17 protein-coding genes, 3 pseudogenes and 1 riboswitch are annotated in these 22,633 nt (G+C 63.8%); of the genes and pseudogenes, 8 read left to right on the forward strand and 12 right to left on the reverse strand.

The features are described from left to right. Positions 1–13: 13 nt before the first annotated feature. Both BJG93_RS05690 and BJG93_RS05695 read right to left on the reverse strand, forming a co-directional pair. Positions 14–1,393 (reverse strand): MdtA/MuxA family multidrug efflux RND transporter periplasmic adaptor subunit, encoded by a 1,380-nt coding sequence (locus tag BJG93_RS05690; RefSeq protein WP_071336589.1) that lies wholly within the window; start codon positions 1,391–1,393, stop codon positions 14–16. A 385-nt stretch (positions 1,394–1,778) separates the two neighbouring features. After that, positions 1,779–2,624 (reverse strand): IclR family transcriptional regulator, encoded by an 846-nt coding sequence (locus BJG93_RS05695; protein ID WP_027197360.1) that lies wholly within the window; start codon positions 2,622–2,624, stop codon positions 1,779–1,781. Positions 2,625–3,182: 558 nt separating this feature from the next. Here BJG93_RS05695 and BJG93_RS05700 point away from each other — a divergent pair. Then, a complete protein-coding gene (locus BJG93_RS05700) occupies positions 3,183–3,557 on the forward strand; it encodes a sensory rhodopsin transducer (protein WP_027197361.1) in 375 nt (124 codons plus the stop codon). A 357-nt stretch (positions 3,558–3,914) separates the two neighbouring features. Here the strand turns inward: BJG93_RS05700 and BJG93_RS05705 are convergent, their stop codons facing one another. The 4 genes and pseudogenes from BJG93_RS05705 to BJG93_RS36355 all read right to left on the reverse strand — a co-directional run bounded on the left by BJG93_RS05705 (position 3,915) and on the right by BJG93_RS36355 (position 8,253). Continuing rightward, entirely contained in the window at positions 3,915–5,693 is a 1,779-nt protein-coding gene (locus BJG93_RS05705; RefSeq protein ID WP_027197362.1) for a glycoside hydrolase family 15 protein, read from the reverse strand. 235 nt (positions 5,694–5,928) lie between these two features. Next, positions 5,929–7,580, reverse strand: a pseudogene (locus BJG93_RS05710) (GMC family oxidoreductase). A 13-nt stretch (positions 7,581–7,593) separates the two neighbouring features. Beyond that, positions 7,594–7,782 (reverse strand): annotated as a pseudogene (locus BJG93_RS05715) (gluconate 2-dehydrogenase subunit 3 family protein); the annotation flags it as partial. Between the two features lie 150 nt (positions 7,783–7,932). After that, positions 7,933–8,253, reverse strand: a complete 321-nt coding sequence (locus BJG93_RS36355; RefSeq protein ID WP_027197364.1) for a hypothetical protein — start codon at positions 8,251–8,253, stop codon at positions 7,933–7,935. Positions 8,254–8,705: 452 nt separating this feature from the next. On the opposite strand from BJG93_RS36355, the pseudogene BJG93_RS05725 reads away from it, so the two are divergent. Then, positions 8,706–8,915, forward strand: a pseudogene (locus tag BJG93_RS05725) (sodium-independent anion transporter); the annotation flags it as partial. Between the two features lie 19 nt (positions 8,916–8,934). On the opposite strand, the gene BJG93_RS36360 reads toward BJG93_RS05725, so the two are convergent. Both BJG93_RS36360 and BJG93_RS05730 read right to left on the reverse strand, forming a co-directional pair. Further along, positions 8,935–9,342 carry a BspC domain-containing protein gene (locus BJG93_RS36360; RefSeq protein ID WP_407675289.1) on the reverse strand — a complete coding sequence of 136 codons (408 nt, stop codon included), beginning with the start codon at positions 9,340–9,342 and terminating at the stop codon, positions 8,935–8,937. 180 nt (positions 9,343–9,522) lie between these two features. Beyond that, positions 9,523–10,767 (reverse strand): cation:proton antiporter, encoded by a 1,245-nt coding sequence (locus tag BJG93_RS05730; RefSeq protein WP_027197367.1) that lies wholly within the window; start codon positions 10,765–10,767, stop codon positions 9,523–9,525. A 648-nt stretch (positions 10,768–11,415) separates the two neighbouring features. Between BJG93_RS05730 and BJG93_RS05735 the strand changes: the two genes are divergently transcribed. After that, positions 11,416–12,672, forward strand: coding sequence for an acyltransferase family protein (locus BJG93_RS05735; RefSeq protein ID WP_027197368.1), 1,257 nt, complete (start codon positions 11,416–11,418; stop codon positions 12,670–12,672). A gap of 75 nt (positions 12,673–12,747) precedes the next feature. Here BJG93_RS05735 and crcB read toward each other — a convergent pair whose 3' ends face one another. Beyond that, a complete protein-coding gene (crcB, locus tag BJG93_RS05740; RefSeq protein WP_027197369.1) occupies positions 12,748–13,128 on the reverse strand; it encodes a fluoride efflux transporter CrcB in 381 nt (126 codons plus the stop codon). A gap of 73 nt (positions 13,129–13,201) precedes the next feature. After that, positions 13,202–13,263, reverse strand: a riboswitch (Fluoride riboswitch). 77 nt (positions 13,264–13,340) lie between these two features. After that, a complete protein-coding gene (locus BJG93_RS05745; RefSeq protein WP_027197370.1) occupies positions 13,341–14,528 on the reverse strand; it encodes an ammonium transporter in 1,188 nt (395 codons plus the stop codon). A 428-nt stretch (positions 14,529–14,956) separates the two neighbouring features. Between BJG93_RS05745 and BJG93_RS05750 the strand changes: the two genes are divergently transcribed. After that, positions 14,957–16,660: a sensor histidine kinase gene (locus BJG93_RS05750; protein WP_027197371.1), complete on the forward strand. Its 1,704-nt coding sequence runs from the start codon at positions 14,957–14,959 to the stop codon at positions 16,658–16,660. 39 nt (positions 16,661–16,699) lie between these two features. Here BJG93_RS05750 and BJG93_RS05755 read toward each other — a convergent pair whose 3' ends face one another. Both BJG93_RS05755 and BJG93_RS05760 read right to left on the reverse strand, forming a co-directional pair. Continuing rightward, on the reverse strand, positions 16,700–17,026 hold the full coding sequence (locus BJG93_RS05755; protein ID WP_027197372.1) for a hypothetical protein: 327 nt from the start codon (positions 17,024–17,026) through the stop codon (positions 16,700–16,702). Between the two features lie 149 nt (positions 17,027–17,175). After that, on the reverse strand, positions 17,176–17,757 hold the full coding sequence (locus BJG93_RS05760; protein WP_027197373.1) for a DJ-1/PfpI family protein: 582 nt from the start codon (positions 17,755–17,757) through the stop codon (positions 17,176–17,178). Between the two features lie 196 nt (positions 17,758–17,953). Between BJG93_RS05760 and BJG93_RS05765 the strand changes: the two genes are divergently transcribed. The 4 genes from BJG93_RS05765 to BJG93_RS05780 all read left to right on the forward strand — a co-directional run bounded on the left by BJG93_RS05765 (position 17,954) and on the right by BJG93_RS05780 (position 22,622). After that, positions 17,954–18,418 (forward strand): hypothetical protein, encoded by a 465-nt coding sequence (locus tag BJG93_RS05765; RefSeq protein ID WP_027197374.1) that lies wholly within the window; start codon positions 17,954–17,956, stop codon positions 18,416–18,418. Positions 18,419–18,509: 91 nt separating this feature from the next. Then, on the forward strand, positions 18,510–18,971 hold the full coding sequence (locus BJG93_RS05770; RefSeq protein WP_027197375.1) for an Rrf2 family transcriptional regulator: 462 nt from the start codon (positions 18,510–18,512) through the stop codon (positions 18,969–18,971). A gap of 87 nt (positions 18,972–19,058) precedes the next feature. After that, the gene (locus BJG93_RS05775) at positions 19,059–19,706 is read left to right on the forward strand and encodes an NAD(P)-dependent oxidoreductase (RefSeq protein WP_027197376.1); all 648 of its coding nucleotides are present in this window, start codon (positions 19,059–19,061) and stop codon (positions 19,704–19,706) included. A gap of 117 nt (positions 19,707–19,823) precedes the next feature. Beyond that, positions 19,824–22,622, forward strand: coding sequence for a mechanosensitive ion channel family protein (locus tag BJG93_RS05780; RefSeq protein ID WP_027197377.1), 2,799 nt, complete (start codon positions 19,824–19,826; stop codon positions 22,620–22,622). The last annotated feature ends 11 nt before the right edge of the window (positions 22,623–22,633 follow it).

Here is a 22,633-nt window from a genome sequence, read left to right on the forward strand (position 1 = left end):
CCGTGCCTTTACCTTATTGCGATGCTTGCGACGCGTGCCGGCCGTGATGCGCGCGCGCGCCCGAGGCGCTCGCCGGGGCGCTCGCGCCGTGCGCGGCGGATGCGCCACGCGGCCGCTCGGCCGGGATGGTGATCTTCGCGCCTTCGCGCAGCCGGTCCGAACCGTCGATCACGACGCGCTCGCCGACCGCGAGGCCCGACTGGATGCTGGTGCGCTCGCCGTCGACCGGGCCGACCTTGACCTGGCGCACGGTCACCGTGTTGTCGGGCTTCACGACGTACACGAAGGTCCCCATCGAGCCGTTGAGCACCGCCGAGGTCGGCACGATCACCGCGTTCCTGATGGTATCGACGAGCAGCCGCGTGTTGACGAACTGGTTCGGGAACAAGCCGTTGTCCTTGTTCTCGAAGATCGCGCGCAGCTTGATGGTGCCGGTGGTCGTGTCGATCTGGTTGTCCATCGTTTTCAGCGAGCCGACTTCGAGCGGGTGGGTGTTGCTGCGGTCGTACGCGGTGGCCGAAAGCTGCTCGCCATTCCGCGTGTGCTGGATGATCTGCTGCAGGTTGTCTTCCGAGGTCGTGAAGACCACGCTGATCGGATCGAGCTGCGTAATCACGACGATGCCGTTCGTGAGGCCCGAGGTCACGTAGTTGCCCGGGTCGACCTGGCGCAGACCGACGCGTCCCGACACCGGCGCGGTGATGCGCGCGTAGACGAGGTCGAGCTTGAAGCTGTCGACGTTCGCCTGGTCGGCCTTGACGGTGCCCTCGTATTGCCGCACCAGCGAGGCCTGCGTGTCGACCTGCTGGCTCGCGATCGAGTCCTGCGCGAGCAGCGTCTGATAGCGCTTCAGATCGAGACGCGCGGTGGCGAGCAGCGCCTGGTCGCGCACCAGCGTGCCCTCGGCGTTGCGCAGCGAAATCTCATACGGGCGCGGGTCGATCTGGGCCAGCACGTCGCCCTTCTTGACCATCTGGCCTTCCTTGAAATAGACATCCTGCAGCACGCCGCTCAACTGCGGCAGCACGGTGACGGTGGCGAGCGGCGTGACCGTGCCGAGCGCGGTCAGCACGACCGGCATCTCGCCCTGCGTCGCGGCGGCGACGTGCACCGGCTGCGCCATGTTGGCCATCGCGTTCGGACCGCCGCGGCCGAAGCGGCCGCCGCGCGCGCCGCTCGCGCCAGCCGGCGCGCTGGCGCCGCTGCCGGCTCCGCCCCACGGATGCCAGCGCCACAGCACGACGCCGAGCACGACCAGCGCCGCGACGATCAGCGCGATAGTACGGCCTCGGTGGCGTTTCACCGCGCCGGGCGCGCCCGCTTGCGGATCGCTCGCGGATGGCTGGGAAGCGGCAGGGCGTTGGGTTTCCGGGTGCTTTTGTTGTTCGTCCATCGGTTCGGTCAGGTGGCTGGCTTTATGATGTGAGCCGCGCATGCGGGCGCCGCCATTCGAAGGGCGGCGCCCGCATGCGCGGCATGTCAGGCGGTCATGGTGGCGGGCGCCGCGCAATATTCAGCGCGATGCTACCCGAGGCGCGGGACAGAGATGTTAACGCAACGCGGAATCATCTCGGATGGGCGAGGCCCTTTTCGACCGGGCTCGCGGCTCGCCGCGCGCGTTCCCGCGACGGGATGCGTGATCGTACGTTGCGGCGTCTGTAACAGTCCAGCCGCGTATTTTTCCTTCGATTACGAAGGTTACAGGATCCTGGCGAAGCGTCGGGCGAGGGCGGTCTGGCGTCGCCACTGCGCAAATTACCGCGGGTGCCGCCGACGGCCTATTCGTCGAGCCGGCGCCCCGGGGCGCCGCCGATCTCCAGCACGATCTTGTCGATGCATTCGAGCAGCGCGGGCGCGGCGCGCGAGATCAGCCAGTCGCGCGGACATTGGTCGGCCGAGCCGCCGCAGTTGACCGCGTAGCGCTCGCCCGATGGACCGACGAAGCCAAGCGCGATCGCATTCAAACCGTCATACCACTCGCCGGTGGCGATCGCGAAGCCGCGCTCCAGGGTGTCCTGGATCGCTCTTTCGAGACGGCTGCCGATGTGGCCCCAGTCGTCACCTTCGTTCGTTTGCAGGCCGGCGAGCAGACGGTCGCGGTCCGGCTGCGCGAGCGACGCGAGGTACGCCCGACCGACGGCGGTGCGCGTCAAGCTCATGCGCGAGCCAATTTCGAGCCGCGACACGAGCACCGCCGAACGCGGACGGATCGTGTCGATCACGACCATGTCGTAGCGGTCGCGCACCGCGAGATGGACCGACAACGCGGTGCGTTCCGCGAGTTCGATCAGGAACGGCCGCGCGCGCGAGCGGATGTCGAAATTGCGCAGAAAGCCGTTGCTCAGTTCCAGCACTGACGAGGTCAGCACGAAGCGCTCGCTGTCGGGCAGTCGCAGCAGAAAACCGGTGCCCACGAGGGTCGCGGTGATGCGCGACATGGTGGGCTTCGGTATGCCGGTCAACTCGGCCAGTTCACGATTGCTGAGTGGCGCATGCGCGGCGGCGACGGCGCGCAGTACGGTTAGTCCGCGCGCGAGGGCGGTGACTTCATCGCCCGAGCCTTCACGCTCTTTGCTGGCGGGGACCTTGGCGGCGACGGTTTGGCTAGGTGCGGATCGGTTCATGCTTTTTTTCGGAACAGTATTTCAAAATGTTCGTTCGACAACGTGTCGGTAGCCGGTCATGGAGGGCGAGGACATCTCGAAGCCGGGGCACCTGTTCGATTATTTTTGGGAAATTCATTGTATCGGAACAAATTGCCGATTGGCTCGCCAATAGATCTTTTTGCTTGACTTAGTCAGCATAACCATAAAAAATGGAACCTTATTTCGAAAGTCGCTGCCGCATTGCATTTTGCGCGCATGAGTGGAAAAAATCCCGGAATCCAGGACCAATTGCGCATTCTAGAGGCCCGCTCCTTTCGAATACCTTCTCTCAGGTTCTAGCACGGCCCTCGGAATGGCTAGAACTTTTAAGGCGTCACGGCAACGTGACGCCTTTTTTTTGTCGTGAAAAGAGCGGTCGCGAGAACCGCACGCTTGCGGAGAAGCATACGGTCGAGACGATAGGACGCTGCGAGTCTCGACGGTTGTCGCAGGAATTATGGTCTACCGGGCATGGGCGTTGCGCGTTGTCGACGGCGGGTACGAGCTGCCCATAAGGTCAGGAACGCGGGAGGGGCCATGCAGGCGATTGGAAAAACCCGATGGGCGATTGCCGAGGGCTATCTGCCGCAATACAGTACTGGCGATGGTCCCGATTTGATCAGCCATGAGGCAGCGTGCATTCTTAACGCCGGGGATGAAGATGCGCATATCGAGTTGACGATTTTTTTCGGGGATCGTGATCCGGCTGGTCCATACCATTTCACGGTTCCTGCGAAGCGGACACTGCACATGCGCTTCAACGACCTGAACGAGCCCGAGACGATTCCGACGGGCACAGAATACGCCAGCCTATTCGAGTCGGACGTTCCGGTAGTGGTACAGCACACCCGCCTCGATTCACGCCAGGCCGCGTTGGCACTGCTGTCCACCGTGGCATTCGCCAGTGATTGACGTGCGGGCCGTGCCTTTCTGCGCACCGATCGTAGAACCTTCGGTCAGATTGCCGAGGTGGTCAGCTTCATTCGGAATACATGGAGCAATCACGCGGAGCCGGTCTCCGACCGCGACGTCGAACGGCTCCGCTCAAAGATCCACCGATAACCGCAGCGATTGCTAGGAACTTTGCCTTGCCGGACTTCGTTTTCCAGACACGCTCGCACGCCGGAAGGGGGCGATGAGGGAAACGGATGTGACGGACTCTTCATATCGTTGCTCATGGAAGACTCCAATGGAAAGGAGACACTGCCTGCGTCAGTGAACAAACGCTGTTCCGTTTAATGCGCGGCTGACAACGCTTGCCTCGGCAGGTCACCCGCCGCCCCGTCGCAAGGCAGGTCCGCATAAGCCTATCGCAGTGTTGACCACAGCGAGGTGCGTCAGCGCCTGAGGAAAGTTGCCGGCCATCTGCCGATGTTGTGTGTTGTACTGCTCGGAAAAAAGACCGAGATCGTTCGCCACCGCAAGCACCCGTTCAAACTGTTCCCGTGCTTCCGAATCCCGACCCTGCATTTTCAAACAGTCCGCCATCCAGCACGAGCAGGCCAGGAAGGCGCCTTCATTCGGCCCACGCGGGTCCTTCTTGCGTCGTCGGATTAGACCGCCTTCGGTCAGCTCCCGGCGGATCGTGTCAATCGTCGATGCCATGCGCGGGTCGTCGGCGGGTAAAAAGCCGACGAGCGGCATCAGCAGCAGGCTTGCATCCAGAGTCTCACTGCCGTAATACTGCGTGAACGTGCCGAGGCCATCGTTCCAGGCTTCGCGACAGACCTCTTCGTGAATCGTTTCCCTCAGCGCGCGCAGGCGTTCTTCGAGCGGTGAGGCTGGCGGGTCACCGGTTGAGCGGTGCGTGATGAAACGATCCACCGCGACCCACGCCATCACGCGAGAATAAGTGTAGTGGTGAGGTTCCGAACGCGACTCCCAGATTCCCGAGCCGCGCGTATTCCATACGGTCTCGAGGTGCTCGACGATACGTCTTTCAATCTCTTCTTCGTGACTGGGCGACGGCAATCCGGCACGCCGCGCGACCGACAGACAGTCGATGATCTCTCCCAGTATGTCGATCTGATGCTGCGCAGCCGCCGCATTGCCGACACGCACGGGGCTTGCATAACGGTAGCCTTGTAACCAGTCGATAGTCCGCTCATGCAAATGGCGGTTGCCATCGACGCGATACATGACCCGAATGTTCTCGGGTGAACCGCTAATTGCGAGCAGCAGCCAGTCGCGCCACGCGAGTGCCTCCTCGTGAAGCCCTGCATTGAGCAATGCGACCAACGCGAAACTCGTGTCGCGCAGCCAGCAATAACGGTAGTCCCAGTTCAGCTGGCCAGCCGGTGCTTCCGGCAGCGACGTCGTGGGCGCGGCGACTATCGCGCCCGTCTTTCGGTAGATGAGCGCTTTGAGCGTTAGGAGTGAACGCCGGACCTCGTTCGGCCACGTCGTTCGTGTGTTGTCGAACTGGCCGATCCACTTACGCCAGTGGCGTTGCGTAGCCAGCAGGGCGGATTCAGCATCAAGACGTTCCGGTGCGGGCTCGTGCGAAGAACCATACCTGATGCAAAAGGCAACCCGCTTGCCAGCTTCCACATCGAAAACGGCGTCGACCGACTCATGGTTCACGTTCAGCTGGACGTCTGTGTGCAATACGACAAGGTCCGGTCCGACGCGCGCCTGCACCGTTCCATCGACTCGCGCGATCCACGGCGACAACAGACCGTAATCGAAACGTAGCCGAAGTCGAGACCGCATCCTGACGATGCCGCGCAGTCCCGTCACAATGCGCACGAGCGAACTTGGACCGTCGCCCAGTGGCATGAAGTCGATCACCCGCACTGCACCGCTGTCCACTTCGAAGTCGGTTTCAACGACGAGCGTGTCTTGCTGGTAGCGGCGCCGCTGGTGGATTGCCCGGTCGACCGGCGCGATCGACCAGCAACCATTGTCGGCCGTGCCGAGCAACGCGGCAAAACAGGCGCCACCGTCGAAACGTGGCCAGCACAACCAGTCGACGGAGCCGTCGCGACTGACCAGTGCGGCCGTCTCGCCGTCGCCCAACAGTGCATAGTCTTCGATTGCGCGGCTCATCGCGGTCGGCTCCGTCGGCGTGTAATGGCTGAAATCGCTATAGCGGCCGCGCTGATCCTGGGCATTCGCTGGCCTTGTCTAGCTGTCACATTTAGACCTGAATCGGTCACGCGCCGCAATATCGAGCAAAACCTGCGCCGCGAAGTTCCGTCGCTGGCGAGGGGCGGGACGAATGCCGCTTCTTCGCCCTGGCCGCCCGGCGGTCCCACCGATGCCGGGATTCCCCGTCTTCGCGCTAAAGCTCCCCGCGCGCGGCGAGCGCTTCAATTCGGTCCGCAGTACGGAGCGCGATAGCCTGAATGGTCAGCGATGGATTAACGCCGCCGACCGTCGGAAATACGGATCCGTCGCAAATCCACAGGTTGTCGATGTCCCAACTGCGGCAGTCCGCGTTGACCACGCTAGTTGCCCGGTTCTCGCCCATGCGCGCGGTACCGTGCAGATGCGCGGTATCGTCCGTCTGCGTCCAAAGTTCGCGGCCGCCGGCCGCTTCCATCGCAGTGCTCATGAACCTCAGCGAATGGTCGATCAGACGGCGGTCGTTATCGCAGTACGAATGCGTGACGCGCGTAACCGGCAGCCCATACTGATCTTTCTCGTCGGCGAGCGTCACGCGATTGCGCTCCTGGGGCAGCGTTTCGCCGACGATCCGCAAGCCTGCCTGATGGTTGTACTTCTTCATCTCGTCGATCAACGCGCGGCCCCACAAGCCGCGACCGTTCTGCACCGCGGCCCATGCAACCGGCAACGGTCCCTAGCTCATGAACGCATAGCCGCCGAAGAAATCCTTGCCTTTGTCCTCGTAATTCCAGTGCTCCGTCAGCGCGAGCGAAGGCGGCCCCTTGTACCAGCGAATCTCTTCGTCCATGGTGCCCCAGACAGCCTGATTGCTCTGCACCATCAGGTTCTTGCCGACGAGGCCGGAGCTATTCGCGAGGCCGTCGGGGAAGCGGTCGGTCGCAGACATGAGCAGCAAACGCGGCGTCTCGATTGCATAGCCCGCCACCACGACGTTGCGCGCGCGCTGGAATTGCCAGCGTCCTTCTCGGAAAATTCGACGCCGCTCGCGCGGCCGTCGTCGCCCATGACGACGCGGCCGACCATCGCGAGATCGCGAATTTCGGCGCCCGCGCGGACCGCGCGTGGAATCCAGGTGACTAGCGCGCTCTGCTTCGCGTTGGTCGCGCAGCCGGTGACGCAAAAGCCGCGATAGACGCAGGGATGCGCGTCGCCGCGCGGCGCGGAAAGGGTCGCGAGCGGCGTCGTGGCCCATCGAATGCCGAGCGCTTCGCAGCCGCGCGCGAGCACCAGCGCGGCGGCATTCGGCTCATGCGGCCGATACGGATAACGCGGTCGTTTCGGTCCCCACGGATAGTTGACCGGCCCGGCGATTTTCAGCGCGTTCTCGACCTCGCCGTAATAGCGCCACATTTCGCGCCAGTCCAGCGGCCAGTCCGCGCCGGAGCCCAGTAACGTACGCGACTTGAACCATTGCGGGCGGAACCGCAGCGACACCATCGCGAAGTGGACCGTGCTGCCCCCGACTGCCTTGCCGCTGTTATTGTTGCCGAGCTGGAGCGGATCATCGCCGTCGCAGAGGCGCTCGTCGGTCCAGTACAGCTTGCTTTGATGGGTTTCGTCCGACGCGAATTCCTCGAGCGGACGCCACCACGCGCCGGCATCGAGAGCGACGACTTTGAAGCCTTTCTCTGCGAGCCGGCAGGCCAGTGTGCCGCCGCCAGCACCGTTACCGACGATCGCGAAATCGACCGCCTCCTGCTGCCGGTATTCGCGCATCGGCAGCCACCCGCCGGGGCGCATCACATCGGGTGCGCGTCCGTTCTTGCCGCGCGGCGCCTCGCGCGCGTCGTCGTGCGCAGTGTGCATATCGTCGTGCGAATCAGCGGATACGGCGATTCTCCTTGCGGGCCTCGTCCTCGTGACCGGCCTTCGCTTCGGCGGCCTCCCACGGGTCCCGCCGGTCGAAGTACAGGCGCACGTAGCCGCGCAGATTCGCCGGGCCGCCGAAGCCAATCTCGCTCCAGGAATGCGGGTGCGCGTAATGCATGCTGCAGATGTCGTGCAGCACGCAGCCGCCCTGATTGCGCGCGACGCCGCGTGCGTGAAAGCCGACGCCGACGAAACAGAGCGCGGTCGTGATGCGCAACCAGATGCGCGTGAACCATCGCGGAATGCAGTAGCGCGACTTCGCCCAAGGTGCCGGCCAGACCGGCGCTGGTCAGCAGCGCGAGGGCTTGCCCGGCGGGCATGCCAAGGAGGCGTGGCTCGTGCGCGGGTTGATCGCGCAGCTTTTCTGCGACGGCGCCGAGCGCGCCTGACAGTAGCAGCGCCATCGGCGCGCGATCGGCGCGGCATAGAAGAGATTGGGCCAGCTCCATCCACCGGGGCGCTTGGTGATGTTGTACAGATGAAACCCGGTACCGGCCACGCCGGTCAGCGCGGCGCCGAGGTAGATCGGACCGCGCACCGGATGGCGCGCCGATTCGCGGTCTGAGCCGCCATGCAAGCCGGCGAGCAAGGACAGCGACGAGACGACCAATGGGCGCGTACATCGCGGGATTGTCGAACGAGCCGCGGTAGTGTTCCATGGCGCTGTCGGCGAGCACGGACAGCGCCAGCAGCGCTGAACTGCGGTTGAAGGCGGTCGACAAGGAAATCGCCAACTGTGGCTGCCATAACTCGGTCCTCCGGCGCAAAACCCGCAAAAAACTCGCAGCCGCATTTTTCGGACCACGCGTCGCCGCAGTCGAGTTCAGGTACGGCCCGCAGCAGACACGGATAGAGGCAGTCAGCATGCCGGGGCCGCCTTGCGAGTCAGCCGACGCGCCACGCATTGTCTAGCGGCACCGAGTGATCCCCAATGACTAGGGCGTCGATTCCGCGGCGCCCCCGGCGGCATGCAGGTGCAGGAAAGCGCGTTTTGCAAACACTTGAAAAAATGGCACACCGTGACATGTTTTGGGGAGCGCAGCCGCGAAGTAGCTGACGGCTGTAGTTGTGGTTTTCCTGTGGCCTTGGGTGAAGCAGATCCCGATGGGAGCGCTAGTGGCCGTCATTATCATGGTATCGATCAGCGCATTTAGCTGGCGCTCGATCCGGAACATTCGCTCACATCCGAAAAGCTCGTCGGTCGTGATGATCGCGACCGTCATCGTGGTGGTTGCAACGGGAAATCTGGCGATAGGGGTGCTCATCGGTGTTGATGAGCGCAGCGTGCGCTTTATGGGCGTCGCTCTCTAGGCCTAAGTGAAAAGGAAACGACGTGCTTCTTCCAGACAGCACAGGAAGCCGTGACAGGAATCCACACATACTTTTGTCGAAGCTTGGCGACTGCCGGCATATCTACCGTTGCATCGACTGTTGCCGATCGCCCTGATTCTTGCGCGCCTCTCCCGGGCAATACTTTTGCGTGTAACGCATTGCCTGCCGAGACGATAATTGAATCGTAGCGCTGCCCCGTTCGAACCCATTGGTCGAACGCCGCGATGCAATTTACGACCGCTTCGCGAACATGGATGCGCCTGAGAAAGGCGTAGTCGGCTAGTGGTGAGGGTTTCGGTTGCGCATGAGCCAGGTGATAGGTCCAGCAACATACGAGGAGAAAAAAAAGACTAGTGATAACCTTCATTCGGTAGCAAGCCCGCAGGGGCACTTATCCACACGGCAACAAACCGTGAGTATACACAGCGCCTGAAGCAAACGTTCTGTCGGCCGGCTAATGGCTCGAGATCGCGTCCCATGCGCTGTCGTTAGCGGTCGACACCTGGCAATCCTTTTATCGTAACTGGCCGCCGCAGACGGACCGCTTTCATTCTTCGTTGACGCCTGCTGCCCGGCGGATGACCCAGCCAACCGTGAGCCCCTGACCCAGGATCGACGAAACGACCACACAGTACGTCAACGCGAGGACGATGTCGCGCTCCGGTCCGGGCTGAATCGATAGTGCCAGTGCAACGGAAATGCCACCACGAAGCCCGCCCCATGTAAGCACACTCCACGCTCCTTTCGGTAGCCGCGACGCCCGCCCAAGAAACATGACAGGCAATCCCACCGACACCAGTCGCGCGAGCAGTGCGACCAGTGCCACACCGGCCCCAGCGAGTAGTATCCGGCCGGGAAACTCGACGAGCAAAACCTCCATGCCGATCAATACGAAAAGAACGGCATTCAGAATCTCATCGATCAACTCCCAGAACATGTCCACGTATCGCCGGGTCGTCTCGGACATCGCGTCGGCGCGGCCGCGGTTGCCGATCATCACGCCCGCAACCACCATGGCGAGTGGCCCGGAGACATGCAGATGATTAGCGAGCGCGTAACCGCCGATCACCGATGCGAGCGTCATCAGGACTTCGACCTGGTAATGGTCGACGCTTTTGAGCAGCCGATATGTCAGATAGCCTACGACCCCGCCGAATAACAGGCCGCCGCCGGCTTCCAGAATAAATGCAGCCAACCCCTTCTGGACGGATGGCGTGACGCCCGTGCTGGCCATCGTGAGCAGCAGAGAGAAAAGCACGACCCCGACGCCGTCGTTGAAGAGCGACTCTCCAGTAATGACCACCTTCAGGCCTTCGGGCGCGCCTGCGGACTTCAGGATGCCCATCACCGCGACGGGGTCCGTCGGCGAGATCAGGGCGCCGAACAGCAGGCAGAAGGGCAGCGCGAGTTCAACTCCGCAAAGGGGGAGCAGTTTCCACATCGCGAATCCGATCAGCAGCGTGGAGGTCGCCGTACTCAGCACAGCCAGACTGATGATCTGGTTCCGGAAAGCCTTCAGCTTGCGTAAATCCACATGCATCGCGCCGGCGAACAGCAAAAGCGACAGCATGCCTTGCAGAAGCACCTCTCTGAAATTGATCGAGTTGATGAGATGCTCTTCTGCGACGCGCAAACCGTGCGCGACGCCGAGCTTGTCCAGTCCAACGATCGCAAGGGAGAGTCCGAGCGCCGTTACCATGACGCCGATCGTCGTCGGAAGCCTTAGAAAGCGGTGATTCACATACGCCAGTAGCGCGGTGACGACCAGACAGATGGCAATGATGTCGAGCATGCGGCGTGGTGGGGGATGAAGGTTCTGGGCTGGATCGAGCGGACCAGCGGCGCTGGATCATGTGATCGGATTCGCACGCGAAATCTATGTTGAATTTTCTGCATCCGGACTCCAGCCGTGCGTTGGGAAACGGGAGTATGCACGGTTGCCAAACAGGTCATCCGGCAGATGCGTGGGACAGCGAGGCGCCTGAATCGTGTCCCAGGCATTAACCGTAACACGCTCAGGAACGGCCCGGGCGGTATTCGGAAGCGTGCCTTCAATGACCTGGACGAGCGTATCGTCGAAACAGGTCGACACTTCACGGAATTCATAAAACCTGAGCGGTGTAAGCGCGGAACGCCGTAAATAATGCGACGGAATGCCGGTGTCTCACTGATTTCGCCATTTTCCGAATTATTTTTCGCCTCGATTATGCCGTTGGCGGGGAAAGCGTCGATGTAAAACGCGAATTTTATCGATGCACCCAACGGCGCGGATTTTTGCAGCTCCATTGGGTGCGAAACCGCACATACCGCTTGCCGCGCTCAATGAATGATGCTTCGCGTAACGAAGCGGTTAAATTCTTTCAATTTTAAAAATAAGCCACATTAAAACGAAAGGAATCGCAATGAAGAGATATTTCCGCGTAAGGAAAAGGAAATTGAAATGAAGGCGATGCTCCCGGGCCTGGACGTCCTGCGATTCCTGTTGGCCTGCTATCTGGTCGTCTTCCACACGCTCGTTACCTATCCCGAGGCGCGCGCGATACCGCTGGTCGACCTCTTCCGGTTCGGCGGCTGCGCGACGAGTATCTTCTTTGTTCTGTCAGGATTTATTTTGTCGCACGTTTCGGCGGAAAGGAAAACCGGCGAAACGATGACCGTTGCGGCACCAAGGTTCCTTATCAACCGTTTTAGCAATATCTATCCGATTCACATCATTACGTTAGCGCTGAGCGTTGCGTTAATGGCCGTGAATTCCCATCCATTCGACACCGAATTGAGCAACCTCGATTCAGCGCCGCCGATTGTGCACACGATGAGCGGTGCGGAATTCGCCGTCAATGCGGTTCTACAGATCCTGTTATTGCAGGCGTGGAATCCCTTTTATCTCTCGTTCAATATTCCTTCATGGTCGCTGTCGACGCTGTTCTTTTTCTATTTGCTGTTTCCGTCGCTCGCGCCACGCCTGCTGTCGATGCGCCGCAAGTGGGCGATGCTGGCGGCGATGTGGGGCGCCAGCCTGTTGCCGGCCTTGATCGTGGTGGCGAGCGGCCGGTACGAGGTGTGGCCGATCGGCGTGTTGCATACGAATCCGCTGGTACGTCTGCCGGAATTTCTGGCTGGCATTCTTGCTTACGGGATATTTGAAGCGAACGTCGACAACATTACCCGCACGATCGCGCGTTATCGGTGGATCGTATTCGCGGCTTTAGGGGCGATTTTTGTCGGCGCGGCCTTTTTGTTTGCGGATGGTCTGCGTTCATGGGAAGTGCTGCTTCACAACGGCGCATTGTTGCCAGCGCAAATGGCGGTGATTTTCGTTTGCGCGAACGCGCTGCAAACCGGCTCGCCGCGCGTGACCGTCTGGACGAGACGGCTCGGCAACGCGTCGTTGTCCATCTTCGCTCTGCAATACCCGCTGTTTATCGGCTTTCTCAAAGTGCAGAAGCTGCTGGGTATTCGGTATTCGATGTTGTCATGCGTGCATCAACCGCATCTGTGCAGCGCGGCGGCAAGCCGGGTGCAGGTGCATTTCTCGGCCTATCCGCTGTATCTGATCCTGGTACTGGTGACGTCGGTGCTGTTTCAGGAGCGCATCGTGGTGCCCCTGAGGACCCTGTTGAGGCGCGTGCTGAAAAGCCGCTGGGACGCGGCGCGGCCCGCGCCGCTGCCTGCGACGTCGATGCCGAAGACACAGTGAGACGCACATGAGCGATGCGGGGGTGCAACTCAGCACAGCGGCGTCGCCTCAGAAGGCGCGTTCGAGGGCGTTTCTTCAGCGCGCCAGCAAAGAAACCGTCGCGATGCCGAGAATCGTCATGATCAGCGACGCGCTCACGTGAATCGCTACTTCGCCCGCCGCCCAGCCCAGTCGACCGTCTTGCAGGCGCTGCACGACCTCAGCGGAGAACGTCGAGAACGTCGACAGGCCGCCCATCAGACCGGTGATGACGAACAGCCGCCATTCCGGCGCGAGCTGCGGCACCCGCGCGAACCCCGCGACCGCCACGCCGATGACGTAACCGGCAATGATGTTGGCGGCGAGGGTGCCGAGCGGCAAGTCGCCAAAGACCGCGTTCAGTCGAAAGCCGAGGAACCAGCGAAACAGCGAGCCGAGTGCGCCGCCAATCGCGACAGCGAGAAATGACCAATACATGAAAGAGAATCGAAACCGGAACGTCGACAAACCGGTTGATGGCGGGCAAGTTGATGCCGCGTCCGCATAACCGGGCGTAGCAGGCATCATCAGCCCAAAGGGCGGTTAAGGGAGAATGCCATCTCCAGCCGCGAAGTCTAGCATCGGCGCGCGCATTTGGGGACAGGCGCGCGGTCCGCGTCTGTCCCATTTCCGGCGAGCGCCGCCCGGGTTCACTCAGGCGTCGCCGAGATCTTGTGAATCGACAGATCGGCGCCGTTGTACTCCTCTTCCTGGTCGAGCCGCAAACCGACCGTCATCCGGATCACGCCATACACGAGGGTGCCGCCGAGCCCCGACACGACGATCCCGCCGAGCGTGCCGATGACCTGCGAGGCGAGCGATACACCACCCAGCCCGCCGAGCGCGTGAGTGCCGAAGATCCCGGCCGCGATGCCGCCCCATGCGCCGCACAAGCCGTGCAGCGGCCACACGCCGAGCACGTCGTCGATGCGCCAGCGGTTTTGCACGCAGGTGAACATATAGACGAACAGCGCGCCGGCGATGCCCCCCGTGACCAGCGCGCCGAGCGGATGCATCAGATCGGAGCCCGCGCACACGGCCACGAGTCCCGCGAGCGGGCCGTTGTACGTGAAGCCCGGATCGTTGCGGCCCGCGAACCACGCGGTCAGCGTGCCGCCGACCATGGCCATCAGCGAGTTGACGGCAACGAGGCCGCTGATTTTGTCGAGTGTCTGCGCGCTCATCACGTTGAAGCCGAACCAGCCGACCGTCAGCACCCAGGCGCCGAGCGCGAGAAACGGAATGTTCGACGGCGGATGAGCGGCGATGCCGCCGTCGCGGTGATAGCGACCGTGGCGCGCGCCGAGCAGCAGCACGGCCGGCAACGCGACCCAGCCGCCAAACGCGTGCACCACCACCGAGCCCGCGAAGTCATGGAACGGCGCGCCGAACGCCTGGGTGAGCCAGTCCTGGATGCCGAAGCGGTCATTCCATGCGATGCCTTCGAAGAATGGATAGACGAAGCCGACCAGCACGAACGTCGCGAACAGTTGCGGGTTGAATCTGGCGCGCTCGGCGATGCCGCCGGATACGATCGCGGGGATCGCGGCGGCGAACGTCAGCAGGAAGAAAAAGCGCACGAGGGCGTAGCCGTTGTGCTCGGCGAGCGTCGCCGCGTTGCCGAAAAACTGCACGCCGTAGGCGATCGTGTAGCCGATGAAAAAATACGCGATCGTCGAGACCGCGAAGTCCACCAGAATCTTGACCAGTGCATTGACCTGGTTCTTCTTGCGCACGGTGCCGAGCTCAAGGAAGGCGAACCCCGCGTGCATCGCCAGCACCATGGCGGCGCCGAGCAGAAGAAACTCGGTATCGGCGCCGTATTTCAGACTTTCCATCGATATGTCCCGCTTATGCAAAAAAAGTGGGCTATGGGAGCAAGAAGCGGGCCAAACTTGTGCCGAACGCGTCGACACGGTGCAAACCGGCACCAGCATGGAAATCCGGCGGGTCTGCGTCATGCGCCGCATGGGAACGTCATGCACCCTGACGGATACCAAAAGCACAAGAAAAGTGCATGAAGCATGCATCGCAGTGCGGGATGTCCCAGTCAAGGGCGAAACATTCGATTCTAATTACATTCAGATTCGGAATCCTGACGCATCGAGCGCATTTCCGGCTGGGCGATTCCCATTTATGCCCCGCCGACCCGCCGTCGTCGGAAGCAGCGGTCGGCCGGCTCGTCCCGCTTTATTTTCCAGCGCAAACGCCGACATAATGTGCCGACTCGGTGCTCGAGCCGCCGGCCAACCCGTCAATAGACCGCATGAGACTGACCACTAAAGGCCTGTTGCTGATCGCGATCCCGGCCGTCTTCGAACTCGGCTTGCTCGCCGGCCTCGTGAAGGCGCAAGCCGACGCGACTTTGGCGGAGCGCTGGGCGATGCATAGCGAAGAGGTGCTACACCAGGCCATGGCGATTCTCGATCCGGTGCTGTCTGAATCGGTCGCGCTGCGTGGCGCGGTGCTCGGCAACGACACGCACTTCACGACCCCGCTGGCGGTGTGGGTGGACGTCGACCGGCGCATCGACGAGCTGGCCGAACTCGTCGCCGACAGTCCCGCCCAGGTCGAGCGCGTGGTCGAGGTGCGCCAGGCGGTGCAGGCATATCGCCAGTGGTCGGACCGGATCCAGGACATGCTGCACGCCGGACGGCGCAGCGAGATTCTCGAGCGCTTCCACGATCTGGCGCGGGCCGACGTGCTCGACCATTTCCGTTTTGAGGTGACTGCATTCCAGGCCGAAGAGCGACGCCTCGATACCTCGCGCTCGAACGCCGTCGCCGCCGTGCGCGAGCGCGAACAGACGCTGATCGTCGCGGCCGCGCTGGGTTCACTGCTGTTCGTCGCGCTCGCCATCTGGATATTCACGCGCGGCGTGCGCGGCCGGCTTGCGCTGCTGTCCGACAACGCGGGCCGGCTCGCCGGCAACGAGCCGCTCGCGCCGATCGGTGCGGGCCGCGATGAAATCGCGCGGCTCGACCTGACCTTGCACGAGACGAGCCGGCGTTTGCTCGAAGCCGAGCGCATCGAGGCGCGCTTTCACGCGGACCTCGAGCGCCGTGCCGCCGAACTCGCGCGCATCAACGAGACGCTGCGCCAGCAGACCCAGGAAAACGAAATGTTCATTTACAGCGTGTCGCACGATCTGCGCGCGCCGCTGGTGAATCTGCAGGGCTTTTCGCAGGAACTGATTCGCGCATGCGACGAGTTGCGCGACGCGGCGCGCGACTCGTCGCTCGCGATGAACACGCGCGCGCGTATCGAGCGGATCGTCGACGAGGACATCGGCGAGGCGCTGCACTTTCTGCAGACCGCGGTGTTGCGCGCGTCGCACATCATCGACGCGCTGTTGCGGCTGTCGCGCGTCGGACGGGTCGAGTACCGGCGCCAGAAGGTCGACGTGCGCGACATCGTGCAGCGTGTCGTCGATGCGATGCAGGGCTCCATTCGCGCGCGCCGCGCGCGCGTGAGCGTGGGCGAACTGCCCGCGGTATGGGGCGATCCGACCGCGCTCGAACAGATCTTCGCGAACCTGGTCGGCAATGCGGTCAACTATCTGGACCCGGCGCGCGCGGGCCGCATCGAAATCGGCACGACGCCCGCGCCGCCTGGCGTGCATTCGCTGCGGATCTTCTACGTGCGCGACAACGGCCTCGGCATTCCGGCGATCGCGCTGCCGCGCCTGTTCACCGCCTTCCAGCGTCTGCATGGCAATGCGGCGGCCGGCGAGGGCATTGGCCTCGCTCTCGTACGGCGGATGGTCGAGCGGCACGGCGGGCGGGTGTGGGCGGAATCGAAGGAGAGGGTGGGCACGACGTTCTATCTGTCGCTGCCCGAGGCCGGTCCGGTTCAGGCGGCGCGCGCTGTGCGCGAGAGCGGGCACCGCGGTAACGAGGCTGGCGTCGGCGCAGGCAGCGAGTCGCCCGTGCCTTCACTCGACGCGGTGCGACGAATCAGTGTGCGCTAGGCGTCGCCTGCTCGTGCGGTGCCGCTTGCGCCCGCCCGCTCAGCAACCGGCGAAAATCTGCCGCGGCCTGAGCAGTCTGCTGCCGCGCACCGACCAGTAGCAACTGCATGCGAGCAGCACGGCAATGCCGGCCAACGATTCGATCGGCGTCGGCCGGACGCCGGCAACACCCTCGACGGCAAGCAGGCCGCGGCTGAGGATCAGCAGTGCCGCCCACAGTGCGCAAGCGGCCTGCATCAGCAGACGCGTGCCGGTCATGTGCCGCGCGCGGTCGTTGTGCGGCCAGGTGGGTGGCCGGCGGGCGCAGAAAAAAGCGATCGCCATCAGCACGATGACGAGCGTGACGGCCCAGTCGATCAGTTTCATCAAGACAGCACTCCCCAAAGCAGCCGCGACTATAGGGAGGCGTTTTGCTTGCAACGATCAGAGGATTCTGAATTGTGGGGCGCTTTTAAGCGAGGTTGCGGCGAGCGTCGCTGCATGTCGACGCTCGCCACTGGACCGATCGGCGCGACTCAGTGCTCGATCCGCGTGCCGAGCAGCACGAGGAACTGCCGCAGCCACTCGGGATGCGCGGGCCAGGCAGGCGCGGTGACGAAGTTCGCGTCGGTGATCGCGGCGTCGACGGGGATGTCGGCGTACTCGCCGCCGGCAAGCTTGACGTCGGGCGCACAGGCCGGATACGCGGAAATGCGCTTGCCGCGGATCACGTCGGCGGCAGCAAGCAACTGCGCCGCGTGGCAGATCGCGGCGATCGGCTTGCCCGCCTCGGCGAACTGCCGCACAAGGTCGATCACCTTTGGATTGAGCCGAAGATACTCGGGCGCGCGGCCGCCGGCGATGCCGAGCGCGTCGTATTGGTTCGGATCGACGTCGTCGAAGGTGGCGTTCAGCGTGAACTGGTGGCCGGGCTTTTCGGTGTAGGTCTGGTCGCCCTCGAAATCGTGGATCGCGGTCTTCACGCGCTCGCCCGCCTTCTTGTCCGGACAGACTGCATCGACGACGTGGCCGACCGCCTGCAGTGCCTGAAACGGCACCATCGTTTCGTAGTCTTCGGCGAAGTCGCCGGTCAGGAACAGGATTTTCTTTGCCGCCATCGTATGCCTCCAGTTGATCAACGGAACACCGAGATGCTGAGAGATGCTGGTCATTGCTCAGCGAGTCTACTCCATCACGTTTGACAGGACCGCGACCGGTTTGTCGGGGCGAGTCGAAGCGGCCCTGCGGCGCAACGGCGGTATCATGAGCACCTCTTCGCCTACGCGAGCCGCCCGGCGCGGCTCCTTCCTGATCATGATTTCATCCGTTTCGTCATCGTTATTGCGCCGCGCGGCGGTCCTGGTCCTCGTATTCGGCGCGCTGGCCGCGTGCCAGAAGAACGACGCGTCGGCCGGCCAGGTCGCGGGCAAGCTCAATGACGCCGCGCAGCTCGCCGGTCAGAAGCTCGATCAGGCCGCGAGCTATGTCGGCCAGCAAGTCGATGCGACCAAGGACGCCGCGCAGCAGAACCTCGCATCGGCCTCCGCGCCATCGATCAAGATCGACCCGGCCGCGCTCGCGTCGAGCGCGCAGGCCAACCTGCAGAACGCGGCGAGCGCGGCCAACACACAGCTCGGCAAGGCTGCGTCGATCACAGGCCAAGGACTCGAAACGGCGGGGCGCAAGCTGCAGGCCTGGTCCGCGCAGAATGCGGGCTCGTCGGCTTCGTCGAGCGCGTCGACCGATGCCGCCGACGCGCAGAAGCAGATGGACAAATGAGCCGCACCGTTCGATCCGGTTTTCGAAGTTTGACTTCAGCAATAAATGTAATTAGGATGGTTACACATTGCCGTTGCGGGACGGATCTGCTGTGAACACGAGTAGCCGGTTTGCCTTTGCCGTGCATGTGCTCGCGCTGCTGTCGTTGCAGGGCGGCGTGCCGCTGTCGTCGGAGATGATCGCGGGCAGCGTGAACACGAACGCCGTGCTCATTCGCCGGCTTCTGACCATGCTCGCCGACGCCGGTCTCACCACCTCGCAGATGGGCGCCGGTGGCGGTGCGTTGCTCGCGCGGCGGCCGGAACAGATCACGCTGCTCGACGTTTATCGCGCCGTGGAAGATGCCCGGTTGTTCGCATTGCATCGCGAGGAGCCGAATCCTGCGTGCATGGTGGGGCGCAATATCCAGAGCGTGCTGCGCGGCGTCATCGACGAAGCGCAGCAGGCGATGGAGGCGGCGCTGGCCGCACGCACGCTCGCCGATGCGACCGCCGACGTCGTGCGCTCCGAGAAGCAGCGCGAGCGCAAGCGCCGTGCTCGAGAGCACGCGTAACGATCAACGGGGTGAGCGCCCCGCTTTTTTTCTCCTTATATGTAACTAGTCCAGTTACATATAAGATAACCTGAGGAGTACGCTGATATGAGCAAGCAACTGAAGATCGCCTTGTTTGGCGCGACCGGCATGATCGGTTCGCGGATTGCCGCGGAAGCGGCGGGTCGCGGGCATCAGGTGACGGCGCTCGTGCGCGATCCGGCGCGCGTGCCGGCCGGCGTCGCGAATCTGCATGCGTCGCAGGCCGATCTGCTCGACGCCGCGAGTGTCGGCGCGGCGGTGCGCGGTCAGGACGTCGTCGCAAGCGCGTATGCACCGCCGCAAGACGATCTCGCCACGCTGGCGCAAGCCACGCGCGCGCTGGTCGACGGTGTGCGCGCGGCCGGGTTGAAGCGCGTCGTCGTGGTGGGCGGCGCAGGTTCTCTCGAGGTCGCGCCAGGCAAGCAACTGGTCGATACCGACAGTTTTCCGGACGCGTACAAGGGCATTGCGCTCGCGCACCGCGACGCTTTGGACTACTACCGCGGCGTGACGGATCTCGACTGGACGTTTTTCGCGCCGGCCGCGCTGATCGCGCCGGGCGAGCGCACCGGCAAGTTCCGCACGGGCGTGAACACGCTCATCGTGGATGCGGAGGGCAATAGCCGCATTTCGGCCGAAGACTACGCGATCGCGTTCGTCGACGAACTGGAGCAGGGCCGCTTCATCCGCCAGCTCGCGACGCTCGCGTACTGACGACTAGGGTACCGATTCGCCGCCTGTGCAAGCGAACTAACATTCGGTTACGCATGTCCGGGCGCGCCGGGCAAAACTGCGGCTACACTGGCGTCTGCCGTTTTCTTACGGATTGCCATGCAGTCATGCCCGTCACGGCGTGAGTTCGAGGCTGCACCGTCTGGCGGCGGGCAGCAGCCGGCGATTCTCACCGCCACCCCTCTCTTCTCCGATCCCACCGCTCGCGACACTTCCAGCGGCGACACCCGCCCACGCGCGAGCGCATACGCGCGCGGCTGGTTCAGCGCGCTCCTGTGCGCCGCGCTGGTTCTGTGCCTCGGCGGGCTGCCGCGCATGGCGCAAGCCGCGGGTCCCGCGGTCGGTGCCGGCACGCCGGTGATCCCGGCGTTGCAGAGCCTGATCAACAGCGCGACGGTGAGCGCCATGCCCGCGTCGGCGGCATCGGGTGCCTCGGCGGCCGAGGCCGCGTCGGCGCCTTCGCCCGCAAGCCAGGCCGAACTCGCGCACTCGCTCGACAGCGTGATCGCGACGCTCGACAACGACCGCCAGCGCAGCGCGCTCGTCACCCAGCTGAAAAAGCTCCGCGACGTGTCGCGAAACGCCGCGCAAACCGTTGGCCCGGGCGCGCCCCCGCAACCGAGCCCGGGCCTGCTCGGCGCGATCGCGTCGGGCATCGCGTCGTTCGAATCCGACGTGCACCAGGGCCGCACGCCGGTGCGCTACTGGAGCGGGCGCGTGACCGCGGCCGGCAACGAGCTGTTCACGATCGTCTCGGGCCAGGGACGCGAGGGCTTCGGCACGATTCTGCTGGCGATGCTGGCGATGCTGGCCGGCTGGGGCGCCTGTGCCGGCGCGCTGATCTATCTGCAGCAGCGGCTGTACCGGCGCTTCGGTATCGAGCTGGTGCTGCGGCCCAATCCCACCACACTCGAGCTCGTGATCTTCGCGCTGCGCCGCGTCGGTCCGTGGATCATCGCGTTCATCGCGGCGCTGCTGTTCGTGCGGGCGATGCCCGATGCGCTCGGCCGCACGCTCGGCATGGTGGTCGCGTATGCGATCGTCGCGGGCGCGGTGTTTTCCGCGATCTGTCTGATCATGTTTTCGCTGTTCGGCTCGGGCCATCGGCGCATCGCGGTGCGCCTGCTCATCGATCACGCGCGCCGCGTGCTGTTCGTGATCGGCGTGTGCGGCGCGCTCGGCGACGCGGCGGTCAATTACGACGTCGAGCATCAGCTCGGCACGAACCTCGCGGCGCTGATTTCGACCGCGGCCAACATGACGGCCGCCGTGCTGACCGGCTATTTCGCGCTCGCGTTCCGCCGCCCGGTCGCGCACCTGATCCGCAACCGGCCGTACGAGCAGCGCAACGACCACAAGGCCGCGACTGATGCGTTCGACGTGCTCGCCGCGCTGTGGCATGTGCCGGTGCTGGTGCTCGCGACGGCGTCGGTGGTCGCGACGCTCGGCGGCTCCGGCTCCAGCGAAAACGTACTGCAGATCTCGATCGTCACCGCGTTGTTGCTGGTGCTGGCGTTCTTTCTGTCGGCGATCGCGCTGCGCGTGACGCGGCCGCGCAGCGCCCGCGCGCGGCGCCGCTCGCCGTACCTGACGCGGCTGCTGCGCTTTTGCGGCACGCTGCTGACGCTGTTCATCTGGCTGTTCTTCTTCGAATTCGCGGCGCGTCTGTGGGGCGTGTCGCTGGTCGCGGTGATCGAAGAGAACGTCGCCGCGCGCGGCATCGCGCATGCGCTGACGGCGATCGTCGCGACCTTGTTCATCGCGTGGCTGCTGTGGATCCTGGTCGACACCGCGATCACCGAGGCGCTCAATCCGGGCGGTCCACGCAACAAGGGGCGCAGCCCGAGCATGCGCGCGCGTACCATGCTGCCGCTCGTGCGCAACGTGTTGCTGGTGACGATCATGACGATCGCGAGCATCGTCACCGCGGCGAACCTCGGCATCAACGTGACGCCGCTGCTCGCGGGCGCGGGCGTGATCGGTCTGGCGATCGGTTTCGGCGCGCAGTCGCTGGTGACCGATCTGATCACTGGTCTCTTCATCATCATCGAGGACACGATCTCGGTCGGAGACTGGATCGACGTCGACGGCGGGCATGCGGGTACGGTCGAGCATCTGTCGATTCGCACCGTGCGGCTGCGCGACGGGCAGGGCGCGATCCACGCGATTCCGTTCTCGCAGATCAAGATCGTGAAGAACCTGTCGCGCGATTTCGCGTATGCGGTGTTCGAGGTGCGCATGTCGTTCTCCACCGATGTCGATGAGATCACGCAGTTGATCCGCGAAGTCGGCGCGGAGCTGATGGCCGATTTCCGCTACCGGCGCGAGATGCTCGGGCCGATCGAGGTGTGGGGGCTCGACCGCTTCGATCCGAACTGGATGGTCGTCAAAGGGCAGATCAAGACGCGGCCGCTGCAGCAATGGAGCGTCGCGCGCGCGTTCAACCTGCGGCTCAAGCGCAGGATGGACGAGGCGGGCATCGAGATTCCGGTCGCGCAGATGCGGGTGTACACGTCGTCGAAGGATAGCGAGGGCGAGCCGTTGCGCGACGATGAGATGACCGGCTTCGTCGCGCCTGTGGACGCCGTTGTCGACGACAGCAGGCACGCACGTGGCGATGCGCATCAGCGGGCGCGGGACGGCGGTCACGGCAAAGCCCATGACAGGGTGCATGAACCCACGCGCGAACGAGCCCACGAAGCGGCGCACGAGCATCCGCGCGAAGCTGAGCATGAAGTGGACGTAGTGGGCCCGTCGGCGCGCGCATCGACACATGTGCCGCTTGCGCCCGCGCGTGACGTGTCGCACGAACCGCGTCCGGCGCCGGCGCCCACCGGACAGACCGCGCCGATTCCGCCGCAGATTCCGACGGCGGGTGACGTGAGCGGGAAGAGTTGAGGCGGGCGTTT

This window comes from Paraburkholderia sprentiae WSM5005, from assembly GCF_001865575.2.
GTDB classification, from domain to species: Bacteria; Pseudomonadota; Gammaproteobacteria; order Burkholderiales; family Burkholderiaceae; genus Paraburkholderia; species Paraburkholderia sprentiae.